At 43.3% G+C, this 16,718-nt stretch carries 11 protein-coding genes; 4 read left to right on the forward strand and 7 right to left on the reverse strand.

Going from position 1 to position 16,718, the window contains the following annotated elements; translation table 11 throughout:
• The first annotated feature begins 1 nt into the window (after position 1).
• Complete coding sequence (locus tag BCT49_RS14415) at positions 2–1,414, forward strand: bifunctional NUDIX hydrolase/phosphatase PAP2 family protein (protein ID WP_102436089.1); 1,413 nt, start codon at positions 2–4, stop codon at positions 1,412–1,414.
• 104 nt (positions 1,415–1,518) lie between these two features.
• On the opposite strand, the gene BCT49_RS14420 is transcribed toward BCT49_RS14415, so the two are convergent.
• Positions 1,519–2,328, reverse strand: coding sequence for a Cof-type HAD-IIB family hydrolase (locus BCT49_RS14420; RefSeq protein ID WP_102436091.1), 810 nt, complete (start codon positions 2,326–2,328; stop codon positions 1,519–1,521).
• Positions 2,329–2,530: 202 nt separating this feature from the next.
• Here BCT49_RS14420 and queE point away from each other — a divergent pair, with 202 nt between their 5' ends.
• The gene (gene queE, locus BCT49_RS14425; protein WP_102436093.1) at positions 2,531–3,181 is read left to right on the forward strand and encodes a 7-carboxy-7-deazaguanine synthase QueE; all 651 of its coding nucleotides are present in this window, start codon (positions 2,531–2,533) and stop codon (positions 3,179–3,181) included.
• Positions 3,182–3,241: 60 nt separating this feature from the next.
• Positions 3,242–3,937, forward strand: coding sequence for a 7-cyano-7-deazaguanine synthase QueC (queC, locus tag BCT49_RS14430; RefSeq protein WP_102436095.1), 696 nt, complete (start codon positions 3,242–3,244; stop codon positions 3,935–3,937).
• Here queC and BCT49_RS14435 read toward each other — a convergent pair.
• The 4 genes from BCT49_RS14435 to BCT49_RS14450 form a co-directional block, all read right to left on the reverse strand.
• On the reverse strand, positions 3,897–5,930 hold the full coding sequence (locus tag BCT49_RS14435; RefSeq protein ID WP_102436097.1) for a tetratricopeptide repeat-containing diguanylate cyclase: 2,034 nt from the start codon (positions 5,928–5,930) through the stop codon (positions 3,897–3,899). The two genes, queC and BCT49_RS14435, sit on opposite strands and share 41 nt — an antisense overlap.
• A gap of 163 nt (positions 5,931–6,093) precedes the next feature.
• Positions 6,094–6,444, reverse strand: a complete 351-nt coding sequence (locus BCT49_RS14440; RefSeq protein ID WP_010438559.1) for a DUF2750 domain-containing protein — start codon at positions 6,442–6,444, stop codon at positions 6,094–6,096.
• Between the two features lie 136 nt (positions 6,445–6,580).
• Positions 6,581–7,198: an OmpA family protein gene (locus tag BCT49_RS14445; RefSeq protein WP_102436099.1), complete on the reverse strand. Its 618-nt coding sequence runs from the start codon at positions 7,196–7,198 to the stop codon at positions 6,581–6,583.
• Positions 7,198–8,463 carry a TolC family outer membrane protein gene (locus BCT49_RS14450; RefSeq protein ID WP_102436101.1) on the reverse strand — a complete coding sequence of 422 codons (1,266 nt, stop codon included), beginning with the start codon at positions 8,461–8,463 and terminating at the stop codon, positions 7,198–7,200. Before BCT49_RS14450 ends, BCT49_RS14445 begins: the two co-directional genes overlap by 1 nt.
• A gap of 445 nt (positions 8,464–8,908) precedes the next feature.
• Here BCT49_RS14450 and BCT49_RS26190 point away from each other — a divergent pair, with 445 nt between their 5' ends.
• Positions 8,909–14,356, forward strand: coding sequence for a tandem-95 repeat protein (locus tag BCT49_RS26190; protein ID WP_241908087.1), 5,448 nt, complete (start codon positions 8,909–8,911; stop codon positions 14,354–14,356).
• Between the two features lie 72 nt (positions 14,357–14,428).
• Here the strand turns inward: BCT49_RS26190 and BCT49_RS14470 are convergent, their stop codons facing one another.
• Positions 14,429–15,622: a class I SAM-dependent methyltransferase gene (locus BCT49_RS14470; protein ID WP_102436103.1), complete on the reverse strand. Its 1,194-nt coding sequence runs from the start codon at positions 15,620–15,622 to the stop codon at positions 14,429–14,431.
• Positions 15,623–15,745: 123 nt separating this feature from the next.
• A partial coding sequence (locus tag BCT49_RS14475) for a methyl-accepting chemotaxis protein (RefSeq protein WP_102436107.1) occupies positions 15,746–16,718 on the reverse strand: 973 nt, incomplete at its 5' end.

Below are 16,718 nucleotides of genomic sequence, written 5' to 3' on the forward strand. Positions count from 1 at the left end.
GTTGGTTATTCGATATTTATTAGTTTTTATTTTGTCTCTTTTGAGTGCTACTTCCGCTTGGGCTAACAACACCTTGCCTGATCATATCGCGGGCGCTTTGTGTGTAGTACGTGCTGATAACCAAATCGTGTTGGTTGATGAATTGATCACAGGTCATTTATCTTTGCCGGGTGGTACCGTTGTTTCTGGTGAACCGCCAGCGGTTGCAGCACAACGTGAAACTTGGGAAGAGGCGGGTTTATCCGTTACGGTCGGTGATGTATTGGGTTATACCGACAGTGCCGTTGTGTATGATTGTATTTCTGATTCTGAAGTGATCAGCTACCAAGCTCGAAATGAGTTAGGTGGCTTTGAGCTACCAATTTGGTTCGCTCCTCATTATGGAGTGGAAGTGAGTCGTGCGATGTTATTGCCGCCAACGGAATTGGAAGCAAACCAATATCGCTACCCTGAACAATGGTCCGAGATTAACGAGTTCTTTCTATCCGCGACAAATCAGCCGGTGACTTACGTGACTGAGCTGGTGGGCGCAGCTCCTAAAGTTCATCAAGTTGAATTGAACGGGATTGTTTCACTTCAAAACACGTTCGATAACCTGCCGAATGTTTTTGCTAATACGGTACTTTTGACAGACTTATTAGCAAAGCCGTGGATCTTTATCGTTATCTTGCCGCTAGTCGCCTGGCATTTTGGCCGTAATTTCGCGTTGAAATTTGGTTTCACGCTGATATCAGTAACTCTGCTGACTTTAATTGCTCATCAAGGCTTTGGATTTCCACGCCCACATGCCTACCTTCCAACATTGAAATTGGTGATGAGCAGTGGGTATAGCTTTCCAAGTCTGTTAGCCGCCTTGTGGGTTAGCTTAACCTTGTTAGTTCTTTGGAAGCTAAAGCGTTTGTTTGACCAAAAATCGCTCGCGATGGTGGTCGTTGGTTTACTTTGGATCATGCTGTTTAAGTCATACTCTGGCAGTGCATTCTTTAGTGACGTACTGATGGGCGGCGTTATGGGCGCATTAGCGACGTGGCATATCGTGAGGTTAGACGCGAAACCTGATGTCGATATCAGTGTATTGCTAAGTTCTAAAGCTGTGTGGTGGGGCTTATGCTTGATTTCGATTGTGCTGACAGTTATCTGGCCATTGCCGACATTCACTTTTTGGTTGGCGATTTTGATGACGATTGCATGTTTAGTAACGTTAACGGACTCAAAACCTTTGGTGGGTCAGTTCTCATTTAAGATCGTGGTTGGGGTTATTGTGATGTTACTTGCCGGCAATTTGTTGATCAGTTGGGCAGGCAGCTTCGTCTCATTTAGTGGTATCGCTTCTTTTATTGTCGAGACCTTACGTTTTCCAATCTTGATTTTGATCGGTGTCGTGGCATTTCGTCTGCCTTGGGCTAGACAATAATAAGTGGAACGACTCATGTAAAAAGAAGGCTGTGCAATGCACAGCCTTCTTTATATCAATGTAATTTAGGTGAGTCAGATAAAGCAAAGGGCTCTATCTAGTGCTTACGAGTTGAAGATAAACTTTTCAATCGCGACAGCTACACCGTGCTCGTCATTGCTTGCTGTAATGTAATCAGCAAGCTTCTTGGTTTCTTCCATTGCGTTTTCCATCGCGATACCCATGCCCGCGTATTCAAGCATATGGTGATCGTTTTCAGCATCGCCCATGCAGATCACTTCTTCTGCAGTAACCCCCAAATGTTTAGCAATAGCCTCAATACCCACACCCTTGTTTGAATTTGGGTTTAAAAACTCTAAGAAGAATGGTGCACTTTGCACAATAGTAAACTGAGTCTTAAGCTCTTGTGGTAACTTGCTGATGATTTCGGTGAGTTTGCTTGGCTCAGCGACAATCATAGTTTTGATGATTTCGTGGTCGTCTTCTAGTTGAGAAAAGTCGAACTCGGTAATCTCTAAGCCGTTAATACGCGCTTCAATAGCGGTGTACTCATTGTTTTCAGGGGTGATTAAGCTATGAATCTTGCTGAATGCATGAACATAACCACCAAGCTGTTCAGCTAGTGCTGCGATCTCTTTCGCGGCTTTACCATTGCTGATTTCACTATGAATGAGTTCTTTTGTAGAGACGTTTTGAACCATAGAGCCGTTGTAGAAGAGCACAAAGTCATCTTCGCCGTTGATTGAAAGCTCGTCTAACTTACTCTGCATACCTTCTAAAGGGCGACCAGAAGCCAGAACTACTTTCACACCTGCTGCACGTGCTTTGGCAATTGCGTCTTTGTTCTCTTGAGAAATCACTTTTTCACTGTTGAGCAGTGTGCCGTCCATATCAAGAGCAATCAGTTTGTACATGTTGTTCCTTACTAAAAAATAAAAGCTAACGAAATCTAATGGGCGAAAGGATAAGGGAACTTGAAAGTTCAGGCTAGGGCTTTGATCAACTCATTTATCAGTACTCATTTGTTTGACCAAAAGGGGCAAGTGCTTTAAGGTCTGCGGTTGATTAATTTCATCAAATGATTGAGCTGAGGGTAAGTTGTACAAGATTAATGAAATGTTTGAAACCATCCAGGGCGAGGGCGTATTTACCGGCGTTCCTGCTGTTTTTGTTCGTCTACAAATTTGCCCAGTAGGCTGTTCTTGGTGTGACACCAAACAGACGTGGGAAGCATTACCTGAAGATGAAACTAGCCTTGGCGATATTATGGTTAAGACAGAGGATTCACCAACTTGGTCAGCAATTGATGCTCAAGGCATCGTGAATGAATACATCAAGCAAGGTTACACGGCTAAGCACATTGTGATTACCGGTGGTGAGCCGTGCATTTATGATCTTGTCCCTCTTACTGAAGCATTTGAGCAACACGATTGTCGCTGTCAGATTGAGACTAGCGGAACATCAGAAGTCAAAGCAACAAGTGGTACTTGGGTTACAGTGTCACCAAAGGTGGCGATGAAAGCCAAGTTGGATATTCTTGATAGCGCACTTGTTCGTGCGAATGAAATCAAACACCCTGTTGGTACAGGTAAAGATATCGAGCAACTAGATGCTCTTATTGCTAGAGCCGATGTTCCTGAAAATACAGTCATTGCACTTCAGCCAATCAGCCAAAAAGATCGCGCGACGCAACTTTGTATTGATACCTGCATTGAGCGCAATTGGCGCTTATCAATCCAAACTCACAAGTATTTGAGCATCGCGTAGGTTGCATTTGTTTACTGGCCTAGATAAGTCGCTAGTAGAAGATTTTCGTAAGGATTTAAGATGAAAAAAGCAGTTGTAGTATTCAGTGGTGGTCAAGACTCAACAACGTGTCTTGTTCAAGCATTAAAAGAGTATGATGAAGTTCATGCGATCACGTTTGATTATGGCCAGCGCCACAAGTTAGAGATTGAAGTGGCTGAGTCATTGTCAAAAGAGCTTGGTGTGAAAGCGCATAAAGTAATGGATGTGACGCTGTTGAATGAACTGGCGATCAGCTCTCTAACTCGTGATGACATCCCTGTATCACACGAGCTACAAGAGAATGGATTACCAAACTCGTTCGTTCCTGGTCGTAATATTCTTTTCTTAACACTGGCCGGTATTTACGCGTACCAAATCGGTGCTGAAACTGTGATTACTGGTGTGTGTGAAACAGATTTCTCTGGCTATCCTGATTGTCGCAATGATTTTGTAAAAGCGATGAATTCTGCGCTTGTACAGGGCATGGACAAGAAGCTTGATATCAAAACCCCACTGATGTGGCTGAACAAAGCTGAAACATGGGCGATGGCCGACCAGTATTCAGCACTTGAGCTTGTTCGTAATAAAACCCTGACTTGCTACAACGGCCTCATCGGCGACGGTTGCGGTGATTGCCCTGCATGTGAACTAAGAAAAGTTGGCCTTAACGATTACCTAGGTGATCGCGAAGGCATTATGGCTGAGTTGGTTCGCAAACAGGCTGAGAATAAATAATATCAGGTAAGTCGATCGGGTCGTTGTAAGCATCGATGATGCAGTTTCGGCCATTACTCTTCGCTTGATAAAGTGCTTGGTCAAGAACCGAGTACAAGTCATCAAAGTCACTTAATGCGTTTGAGGTTGCTAGATAAGCAAAACTCGCGGTTACATTAAGTGGCTTTTTGCTTTCTGATAAGAAGACAGTGCTTGATATCGCGTAGTGTAACTCTTCAACACGCTCTCGTACTTCAGAAGGTTTAGTGTCGGTCAGCATGATAAGAAACTCTTCACCACCTAAGCGGCCAAACAATTCACCACTCATCAAGTGCTTTCTTATTTGCTCACTGATATGGACAAGTGCTCGATCACCAGTAGGGTGCCCATACTCATCGTTAATCTTCTTGAACTTATCTAAATCGAGCAAAACCAGAACGTGTTGCTTGTACGCGCCTTTACAGCGCTTCACTCGTTTGATTCTTCGTATTATCTCGGTTCTGCCGTACGCTTTTGTCATTGCGTCAACAGCCGCTTTCGCACGAACCGTTTTGTTCACCAATATCGTAAAGGTTGCAGTACACAGCAATAAAATAATAAGGATGTTGTACATCAATCGCTGGTGTTCCATTTTCTCGATTTGAAAGCGGTCAATTCGTGCTTGATTGGCCAAGAACGAGCTTTCTAGTTGTTGCTCATATTTAGCATGAGTCAGGTCTAGTGCTTCAAAAGCTAATCGATTATCGATGTCTCGGGCTTCCATCTGTATCGACGAGTATCGTTGGTAAAAATAAAACGCTTGTTGGTAATCGCTCAGAGCTTGATGAATGTCAGAAAGCTGAAGAAGGGATTGGGCAATGTACTTATGTCTTGTGACTTGCTCGGCCAACTTTAAAGCTTGCTGTGCATAATTCAGCGCCTCTTTCGTTAGTTTTCTTTCTTCGAACATGTCGCTGATCGCTAAGTAGGCGTTGATGCGAATGACATCGTTGTTTAGTGCGTTGGAGTCGGACAGAGACTCGACTAAATAGTCTCTCGCTAAATCATAGTTGTTGGTTTGTGTGTAGGCTTTGCCTAAACCAAGGTTTGTCAGAGCGATGCCGTAGTTATGGGATGAAGTACTCAACAGTACTTTGGCTTGCTTAAAGTGGGTAATCGCTAGGTCACTTTGACCTTGACTAAGATACAAATCAGCCAAGCTATGATGTACTTGAGCTTTCATCAAATCTGAAGCATCGGCTCTGAGTTCGAGCGCTTGTTCTAGGTACTGCGCTGATTTATCGTATTGCTTGAGCTCTTTGAGCAAATTACCCACATCGTTATAGATACCAGAAATATCATGCCCTTGTGGGAACACGTTGATCAGTGCGAGATAGGTGCTTAAGGCTGCTTGATAGTCGCTACGAAAATGGTGATTGTTGGCGATGACTCGGTAAGTCCCAAACTTAGGCAAGACTGGATCTGCGATGTCATGTAAGTCCGATTGAAGCGCAGAGCAGTAATAGTTTGCTTGATGGTATTTTGCTTGCTCGTTCAAAGATCGACATAGTTGGTACTTTAGTAACGCTCTTCCCGTCAAATCACTGCGCGATTGCATTTTGGCTAATAGGGTTAAAAAGCCTTGTTGCGCTTCTTCATATTGGCCTTGGCCGTCTTTCATCAATGCAGAAATAAACGCTTCTTCTATAGCTTGGTACTCACTGTCGTTCGAAGCTATTCCATAGAATGGTTGATCGCGGTGGCTCATGTATTGATATAGAAGAGACGATAGGTAAAGCTTATCCCCGTATGTTGTTGAGCTCGTATAACGTGTTTGCAGCATGTTTAATGCTCGCTCAGGGGAGTGATTTAAAGTGGAGAGATAAAGCGCGTTCCAATCTGCATTTGGAGTCGCGTTGACGTCTAAATTGGAGGCATAGATTGATGAATTGTGGTCACGATCTAACGTTGGTACTTGGCTGTAAGAATTGAAACTAATGCAGAGTAGAAAGGTAATAAAAACGGAGTGAATCACAAGAGACTATCAATCAGATAAAGAACGATATTCTATGGTTAATTTGATGTTGGTTCAAATTTTGGGTGGTATAAGTAGGAGGTTGTGCGAGGGAGATCTCTAATTTATTGAGAGTAATCAGAGGTATATCGGCCGTACGAATTCGCACGACCGATATTGGAAATTAGATGTATAATTTCGCTAGGTCAGAAGGCTCAAGTTCTTTGCCTTCTAATGTTGCATTCCAGTTAGTACCAACAAGAACGCCGTCTTCAGCAAGAGTCAGTAACCAATCTTCTACAAAGATATCTAGTGGAATTTCTAATACTTCAAAGTCAGCCCACTCTTCAACGTTGTGAGTCTGAGCATCTTCTTTTGAAGACCAAAAAGGCATCACTTCGCTGCTTTCGAATTCACTTGAGTCACATGCTAGCCAACCTTCTTCATTGCGAAGGCCCCATACCAGTTTAGTTTCTTGTGTTTCAGAAACGAAAAGTTCTAGATTTGCTTGAGTATCAGCTGTTAGTTTGCTCATGGATTAATTCTCTATGTTGATAACGAGGCAAGATTAACATTATAGACGGCTTAGGTACATGCTATTCAAGGAATTATCACCATACTGAAACGTTAACTTAAGATAGCGATTCAGTATGGTGAAAGTAGTGTAGAAGCTACTTTTTGATTTTGGTGAAGATGTGCCACTCTTCTTTGATGTTGCCTTTAAATCCAGCAACAGAAGCGACAACTTTCCGATGTAATGCGTGATTGATTTGGGTGTCATCACTACTGAAATCAGAATCACCGTGACCGACGATGTTTACTCTAGAAGGTTGAATGCCATTGCTGATAAGTGCGCGCCTTACGTGTGATGCACGGTCTTTTGACAGCTTCAAATTGTGTTCGGCATTACCCACTTTACTGGCGTAGCCTTGCAATTCAATCGTCGTTCCCTCGTAACGCTTCAAAAATGCGGCCATCTGGCGTATCTGACTAAGAAAGGCAGGATTAATTTCTGTAGAGTTATTGGCAAAGAGTATGTGAAGCTCTTTTTTCTCTGATGACTCGAAATATGAACCACAACCGTCGTTATCTATTTCTGCACCAATCTGAGTATCGACACACAGGTCTCGAGCGTTGATTACTCCGTCATTATCATCATCTTGAAGATCGTAACTTTGGGTTACAGGCGGAAGAGCGCGGTATTCGAATTCGTCTTCGTTGTTTTCAGCTAAAGCATTGGTAGATACAACCATGAAGCAAAGCGATAATACTGTGTTTGTAAGCTTCATTAATATTCCACCTTATCATTCCATTCTTGAGGTATATCGACTCGTAAACCGACGAGTAAGTTGCCCGTTGCGTTCATTACGCGATATTTTGCGTATTGCTCATCATACTTTGCGTCTAAGTACCCTTTACGAGCTTCGAACAGTTCATTCTCGGTGTTAAGTAAATCGAGAAGAGTACGTTTGCCGATGCGGTATTGTTTCTCATACGAGATTACTGTGTCTGATGCCGAGTCTACGTGGTCAGATAAGAACTCTTTTTGCTGAACGGTTAAATCCAATGCGCTCCATGAAAGACGCAAGCTCTCTTCTACATTGCGGAAGGTGCTTTCGCGGAGGTCTTTGGCTTTGTTGAGTTGGTAAGCTGCACTTTCAGCACGGTCTTGGTCAGCACCACCGTTGTATAGGTTGTATCTTAAACGAACCATAGCGGAAAACTCATCGCTGCTGCCTTCTGTGCCGCCTGCATCATCGCGCCAGGTTTGCGCTGCTTCAAAAGAAACAGTTGGGTAGTTGGTGCTCTTCGATTGTTTGTACTGAAATTTCGCTGAGTCGACATCGGCTTGTGCAATCTTAATCACAGGGTGTTGGTTAAAAGCTTTAGCTAATGCACCGTCTACTGTGTACGGAATAGCGCCGGCATCGGCACGAGGAAAGGTCAACCCTAGCGGAGACTGGCCAACAATCCGTTTAAATTGTGTATGTGTATCAAAAAGGTTGTTTTGAGCCGCAAGTAAATTACCGTGCGCCTTTGCTATACGAGCTTCTACCTGTGACATGTCCGCTGTCGAACCAATACCTGACTCAACACGTTTACGAATATCGCTGTATATCTCTTTATGTGTGGCTAGGTTGTTTTCAGAAAGAGAAAGCACTTCATAGGCTTTTACAGCATCAAGGTAAACCTTGGTCACTTCTAATGCGATATCTTGCGCGTTAGATAGCAGTTGATAGCGAACAGATTCGGCATCAGCTGCGGTACGGTCGATATCGTTCGTTGTGTTGGCACCGTCCCAAATCAATTGAGTAAGCGTAATAGTGGCTTCTTTTCGAGTAAGATCTGTTGTGTCTGAATTGGTCGCAAGGTCAGTATGCTCGTAACCAATACCGCCATCTAAGTCGATACTTGGAAGGTAAGCACCACCGGAAGCGTCGTTAACGTAAAGCTTACTTACGTATTCATTATAAGCACTTTTGATCTCAGGGTTACTTTCTAAAGTAAACGCAACAGCTTGCTCAAGAGTTTGTGAGTTAGCTGCCCAGCTCATTGTTATAGCTAACCCTAATGTGGTCGTTTGAACAAAATTCAATTTGCATCTCCCCAAAATAGGCTTACATCCAAATCACAAAATTAAAAGCTAATATATAAGATTCAGATGAACCGCCAAAAAAATCACGATCGCTAAAAATAGCCACCGTCAATAGTTGTAAAATTGTTAACCGATCAGCGTGCGTTTTATGATGTTTTTGAGCACTTTAATCTTGCGTTAAGATTGAAATTATTTTCCGCTAACACAATAACTTATATTACTGGTTAGAGCACCTGAATTGTTGTTTGATGTGATCATTATCATTACCTAGTATCTAACGTTGTTAAATACTCGATTCATAACTATGAATGATATGACTTTAGATGTTATATTTTAACTATTATTATAAATTTAATGTCACAAATTTGACGTTATCGATTGAAAGTAGTTTTTAGGGGTTTATATGGACATGACAACACTGAATTTGGGCGGTGCTCTTGCACTAGGCCAACGCATTGTTATCTCGGCAGATGGTACGATCAAAATCTTAGAAGAGGGCGCACCACTCCAAGTTGGAGATGTCGTTCTTGAATCCCAGAATGAATCCAGTGAACCTCAGATATCAGCCAAACGCTTTTCGCCTGAAGATGGCGGTGATATCGAAATTGACCAAGACATAGCGGATATATTCGCTGCATTAGAAGAAGGTCAAGACCCAACAGAGTTAGGTGAAGAGTTCGCTACTGCTGCAGGCCAGAATGGTTCTAGTTTAAGTGCGAGCGGTACTATCGAGCGTGATGGCGAAGAAACTATCCCCGGTACCGATTTCGTCACAACGGGTTTTGAAGCGCTGGGTATGTCTCGTACTCAGAGCCTAAGTCTTCTAGATGCCTTCCGTTCGTTAACCGAATCTGTAACCCCTTTAAACAATAATCCATCTTTTGTTGATAACAACAACTCACCTATCGGTGACACTGTCTCTTTTACCACCAATGAAGATACGCCAGTTAACGGAACATTATCTGCTTCCGATGAAGATGGCGATTCTCTGTCTTTCGTTAAAGCTACCGATCCTTCGAACGGAACCGTCGTTGTCGATGAAAATGGTGACTGGACTTATACACCCAATGAAAACTATAACGGTGATGACAGCTTTACGGTTGTTGTATCCGACGGCCAAGGCGGCACCGATACAATCACAGTTAATATTGGTGTAGCTCCTGTCAATGATGCTCCTGTTGGTAATGACGTTTCAGTAACCACCGACGAAGATACACCAGTAAGCGGAACGCTAAACGCAACAGATACGGACGGCGACTCGCTAACATTCGTAAAAGGTACGGAACCATCTAATGGCTCTGTAGTAGTCGACGAAAATGGTAACTGGACATACACGCCAGGCGAAAATTACAACGGAACCGATAGCTTTACAGTTGTGGTTGATGATGGCCAAGGTGGTACTGATACCATTACGGTTGATGTTGGAGTTATGCTAGCGAACGACGCACCAACGGTAGCGGGCGTGAGCGCAACGAAGACCGAAGATGACGCAAGCTTCACCCTTGACTTGCTGGCGAACAGCAGTGATGTGGATGCGAGCGATGAGCTGAAAGCCGAAGACGTGACGCTGACAAGTGGCGATGCGAAGGGCGTGAGCCTGAGCAATGGCGAGTTCACCGTCGACCCAAGTGCGTACAACGCGTTGGCGTCGGGTGAAACCGAGACCATCGAGTACAGCTACAACGTGGTGGAATACGACGACGAAGGCAATGTGCTGTCGACCACGCCAACCACGGCGACGATCACCATCACAGGCACGAACGACGCACCAACGGTAGCAATCGAACAACAATCTCCAATTACAACTGACGAAGACACCCCAACCTTCATCGAATGGGATTCCTTCGGAATCAGCGATGTTGATTCACCTGATTCAGCATTAGGTGTCGAGATTACCGATTTGCCAAATAACGGTCAGTTTGAGTATTTCGGTGATGATGGTCAGTGGCATGACATTTCGGTTGGTCAAGTTATCGACAAGAGCCAGTTTGATGCAGATAGAGTTCGATTTACTCCGGATGAAGATGAATCTGGGTATGATAGTCACTCAACCCCAGGTATCGGTGATCAACAGCAAGATTATGCGCAGATTGGTTTCAAACCAACTGATGGCGTAAATGTAGGTGGGGAGTCGACTGTCGCGATAGATGTTACTCCAATCGCAGATGCACCTAACTTGTTAACCAGCATTGATGGAATTGAACTTCCGGACCAACAATTCAACGTAAGTATGTGGAATGGTGTCTCTGTTGGTTCTCAATATGGTGTTGGTAATGGTGTTGACCCTGATACCTTGATTAATGTCATCGATGATTTGGATGCGAATAGTGCCTCTTCAAGCAATACGAATGACGTCCGAGACCCTAGTCAAGGAGCTGGTCAAGCTACACTAATCACTGGTCTAATTTATCTAGAAGCCGGTACATCTTATGATTTCGTTGGTAAAGCAGATGACAGTTTAGCGATAAAAATCGGCGGAGAACTTACAGATGATGCTCGATGGGGCGACAGTCGCGGGAGTATTCAAGGTGGAGCATTCACGCCAACTGTTTCTGGTTTTTATCCGATAGAAATTTACCATCATAACCAAAGTGGCCCTGGTAATTTCGATGTCAATGTTTCTGTAGATGGCGCGAGCCCTGTCAACTTAGACAACACAAACTTTGGCGTAGTCAGTGATGTATCTCAGCTCGATAATATTGACATACGGACATCACAGCTAATAAACGAAAATGGCGTTGAGTTCTATCAAGTCTATACAACGAATGAAGGTCCACAAGACACACGTATTCCATTGACAGAGCTGCAAGCATCTTTAAATGATACTGATGGTTCTGAAAGTTTGGCTGTCAATGTTAGTGGTTTCCCTATTGGTTCTGAGCTAAGTGATGGAGTTAATTCTCACACATTCACTAGTACCAATGAGACATTTGATATCAGTAGTTGGGATATGACAAGTCTAACGGTCTTACCGCCTTCGGGAAGTCACGACGATTTTACTATTGATGTAGAAGCGATTGCTAGTGAAAAGGACTCAGCAAGTACTGCTACGACTACGACCAGTATTGATGTGGTTGTTCATGAATACAATGCTACAAATACGCAGCCAGATACTCGTACTGTAGATGAAGATACAAGTATCTCTGGTAACGTGTTAGCAAACGATACTGATACAGATAACACATTATCACTGCAGTCAATTGAAGTAGGAGGAACTTCCTATAACGTTGGTGACACTATCACGCTAACCGGTGGTGAGTTGACGGTTGAGCAAGATGGTAGTTACTCGTTTGTACCATCTGAGCATTGGTCAGGTAACGTTCCGACAGTGACTTACACTACAAACACTGGTGTAAGCGATACTCTCGATATTACGGTCAGTGCGGTTGCTGATGCTCCTCGTGTAACTATTGCGGTCGGGGAGTTGCAACAATCACAAGCTGTGCCTGATTTCGGTACACCACCTAGCGATATTAGAAACCTTGTAAGTAACGGTGAGACATCTATTGGTGGTATTAATTTCGACCATGTTGACCAGTCTCCTGGTTTTAATAATGGCAATCAAGGTGATGACTTGATGATTGCACCTGACAATGCGGCGGCTCAGCAGTTTGTTGGCGATCAGCAAGCCGTTAACTTGAGTCAACAGGGTAGCGATACGTTTGTTGGGACTAGTGGCAACGATTCGTTTTATGGTGGTAATGGGTCTCAGGATAGCGAAGTTGAAACTGATACTGTTATCTATCAAGGCAAATTGTCTGAATACGAGCTTGGTTTTAGAGGCCTAGAACATAGCCAAGTACCTTATTGGTTAGTTAAAGATTCTCTTGAAAGAGACACATCTAGTGATAATTCGCCTTCCACCGAAGATGGTGACCATTTATATGGTATTGAACGTATTATTTTCTCGGATTCGATAATCGAGATTGATAATGAGACTGGAGAATATACGGTTCTTCAAGATAGTGTAATACCACTAGATATTTCAGCGGAACTTGTTGATAACGATGGAAGTGAATCGTTAGGTAACGAATTTACTCTTGTAGGTATACCTCAAGGCGTTGAGTTGTACATCGGGGGACAGCTTATATCTCCAAACATTGATGGGTCATATTCTATTGTTATACCTGTTTCTGGTGATGTTAGTGCAGAGCTTCGAATTCCTTACTCTTATGAAGGAGACCTAGACTTTGAGCTTGCTGTATCTACCTCATCCTCTGAATCGGTTAATAGTGATGAAGCAATAACTAACACGTCAGCAGATATAAGTTTCAGAAGCTATGATTTGGAATCTGGCTCTCACGGTGATGATAATATTAAAGGGACAGAGAACAACGATTTGATTGTTGGTGACGTTCAAGGGATTCAAATTGTTGCCGGTGAGGATTACAACATCGCGTTTATTCTCGATACGTCGGGCAGCATGGGAAGAGATGTTGAAACCGCAAAAGATGAACTGTTGGTTGTTTTTGATGCGATTTTAGCTAGCTCTCAGGGGCAACATTCCGGCCAAGTTAATATTCTAATAACGGATTTTTCAGACAATTCAAATACGTCAGTATCTGTTGACTTGAGCAGTCAAAACCCAAGAGAGCAGTTCGTCGCAGCACTTGATGCCATCACTGATGCTGGCGGAGGTGGTACCAATTACGAAGCTGGATTCCAATCTGCTGTTGAATGGTTCGCTGACCAAAGCGGTGGGAACAACATTTCATATTTCATTTCTGACGGTGAGCCGACTTCCTTTACTGACAGTAGGTTAATGAAAAGTGAGTTCGATGAAATATTGATCGATTATGATCTGAGTACGAACCAAGTTATAACACTGGCTGATTTATTGCCTGCCGGATATACAAGTGGCGTTGTTAATTATAAAGGTAGTGTATTAATTGACGATAAGGCCAAGTTATATTCACCATTAACAGGGGATAGAATTGGTGATTTAAGCATTAATGGCACTTCTTACGATTACTATGATAAGGGTGGCGTTAATAAACAAGGTCAGCATATGTATCAATTGCTCGCATTGATGTCATCTGTTGACGCTATTGGGCTCGGTGATTCATTAGATGAAGATGTTCTCGAAGATTACGACTCTGATGGCCTAGTTGAAACGTCAATAGACGTAACGAAATTGTCAGAGGTTATTCTTGGTAAAGAAGTGAGTTTATTGCAAGGTGAAGATCAAATTGATGCTTTAGCTGGTGATGACATCATGTTCGGAGACTTAGTGCAATTTGACGGTATTTCAGGTCAAGGTGTCGCAGCGATACAGAAATATGTAGCTCAGGAAACTGGTGAGCAATTGTCTTCGGTGTCTGCGCGAGATATTCACGATTATATTTCTGACAATGTACAAGACTTCGATCAGTCTCGAGCCAACGATAAGGATGATGCTTTATCTGGCGGCGAAGGAGACGATATTCTCTATGGCCAAGGTGGTGAAGATACGCTTATCGGTGGGCTAGGAGACGATATCTTAGTTGGTGGAGAAGGTGATGACCTATTCAAATGGGTTGACCAACCATTCCAAGGCGATGTTGATACCATTACCGACTTTGCTTTGGGTGAAGACCATTTGGATATCTCTCAACTGCTACCGACCGAGAATAATATGTCTGATCTTCTAGAACACATCGCTATTGAAAAATTGGATAACGGAGGTGGTGATAAAGATTTGGTGATCACTATCTCTGAAGGTGCCAATAACAGTGGTCAGACACAAACGATTGTACTCGATAATACGGGGAATCAGTTTGACTCTGTGAACGCTCAAGGTGATGGCAGTGTGATAAGCAGTGATTTGAGTAACTTGGTTAATCAACTCTTTGTGAACTTACCAGACCAATAACAAAAAAGGGCCGAAAGGCCCTTTTTTAATACATCTGTTTTGCTGTAGAAGCCTGATTCTTAGGCTCTAAAATTAAAGCACCTTACAAGCAAAACCTTTTAGGTAGAAACCTTCTGGGTAAGCTGTATCGATTAAGTGATCGGCAGCTTGCTCAAAGCGTTCAACAAATTTCACAGTTCTGCCTGCATCTAGTGCTGCATCAGCGATGATTTTTTGGAATAAATCAGCACCCATCAAACCAGAGCAAGAGTAGGTGAGTAGTGTTCCGCCCGGCTTAAGGATTTGCATCGCAAGCATGTTAACGTCTTTATAGCCGTTAGCACCTGATGTTAGGTTGTTTTTGCTTGAAACGAACTTTGGTGGATCCATGATAACGACATCAAACTTAGTGCCTTGATCTCGGTATTCACGAAGTAGTTTGAATACGTCTGCGTTTAAGAATACAGCACGCTTTTTCGAGATGTCGAACTCATTTAGTTCAGCATTGAACTTAGCTGTATCAAGAGCCAGTTGAGATACATCTGCGTTGATCACACGCTTAGCATCACCTTTAAGGGCATACAGACCAAAACCACCAGTGTATGAGAAACAGTTAAGAACATCTTTGTCTTTAACGTACTTCATCGACTCTTTTCGGCTATCACGTTGATCCATGTAGAAGCCTGTTTTATGGCCTTCCATGATGTTCACGCTGATCTTCACGCCGTTTTCTTCAATGACTACTGACTTAGGTGGCTCTTCACCATGCAGTACACCGACCGTTTGTTCTAAGCCTTCTTTTTTACGAACAGCTACGTCAGAGCGTTCGTAAATATTGCAATCAGGGAAGCATTCAACTAACGCTTCAACGATAATGCTCTTGTTGAACTCCGCGCCAGCACTCAGTAGTTGGCAAACTAAGAAGTCTTGGTATTTGTCGATAGTAATACCTGGCAGGCCGTCAGATTCAGCTGCCGTTAAGCGGTATCCTGTCAAACCATCGCGTTCGATAATATCTTCACGCAGTGATTGAGCGTCTTTAAATCTTTTGATGAAAAACGCTTTATTGATTTCTTCCTTTTCAAATGTCCAAACACGAGCACGAATTTGAGAAGCAGGAGAGTAAGCTGCTTTCGCAAGCCACTGACCATTTTGAGCATATACGTCTACAGTTTCACCTTGTTGTGGCTCGCCTTCAACTTTATCAATACCGCGTGAAAATACCCATGGGTGTTTGCGGCGTAACGATTTGTCTCGGGCTTTAGCTAGATGAATAGAAGGAGTCATGATTTACTCTGTTGGTTGAAATTTGAAGGAGACGTATTGTCGGGGAAGTGAAATCGAAAAGCAAATAAGAAAGGGCTGCAAAAGCAGCCCAAGTCTCGATATTTTATGTTCAGATCTTAGTGATTAAGCTTTCAGACCTGTTAGTAAGCCTTCCATGGTGTCGCTCTGCTTGCGCAGCTGATCGACATTGGAATTACTCTTACTGATCATTTCGCAAATGCTATCTGATTGGTGACGAATTTCTGCAACACTCTGTGCAATATTGTCGGCAACGACGCCTTGCTCTTCAGAGGCGGTCGCTATTTGGGTACTGCTGTCAGATATTGACTGATTCTTTTCAGCTAACGAGCCGATCTCGACGTTCACTTCTGACATTAACGTTTGACCTTCGTTCGCGTTGTTAACCGTCACTTCCATCAGTTTGGTGAGCGATTGGCTGTTACGTTGTAATGATTCAATCATGCTTTGAATTTCGACGGTAGCTTGTTGAGTACGTCCCGCAAGAGCTCGAACTTCGTCAGCAACAACAGCAAAACCTCGACCTTGTTCACCAGCTCGAGCAGCTTCGATAGCCGCGTTGAGAGCTAATAGGTTGGTCTGTTCTGAAATACCATTAATGGTCGCCACTACTTCATCGATTTGTGCTGCGTTGGCATCAAGTTCTTCTACCGCTTGCGAAGCCGATTGGATTTCTTGAGATAGGTTAGAGATAGACTCTAGAGTATTAGAAACCTTCAATTGTCCGCTTTGTGCTACGCCACGAGCGTCCATTGTTTGAGTACTCGACTCATGAGCAAGTGTTGCGACTTCGCGAATCGTTGCTGCCATTTGTTCCGTGGCGCTTGCTAGGCTATTCAGGTGTTCTTGTTGATTACCTGAGATGTCTGAGCTTTGTTGTGTCGATTGGTTTAAGTCAGAACTGATTTGCTGCATGAGTGCAACAGACTCTTGAATCGATAACACCATGTTTTGTTCACGTTCTGCTACTTTATCAATAGTAATTGCGATTTCACTGAATTCATCACGAACGAGAAAGTAGTTCATACGACAGGTGAGATCACCATTCGCAAGCGTGCTGGCTCTTCTCCGCTTAGAT

It is taken from the genome of Vibrio lentus, from assembly GCF_002875945.1.
In the GTDB taxonomy this organism is placed as follows: Bacteria; Pseudomonadota; Gammaproteobacteria; order Enterobacterales; family Vibrionaceae; genus Vibrio; species Vibrio apostichopi.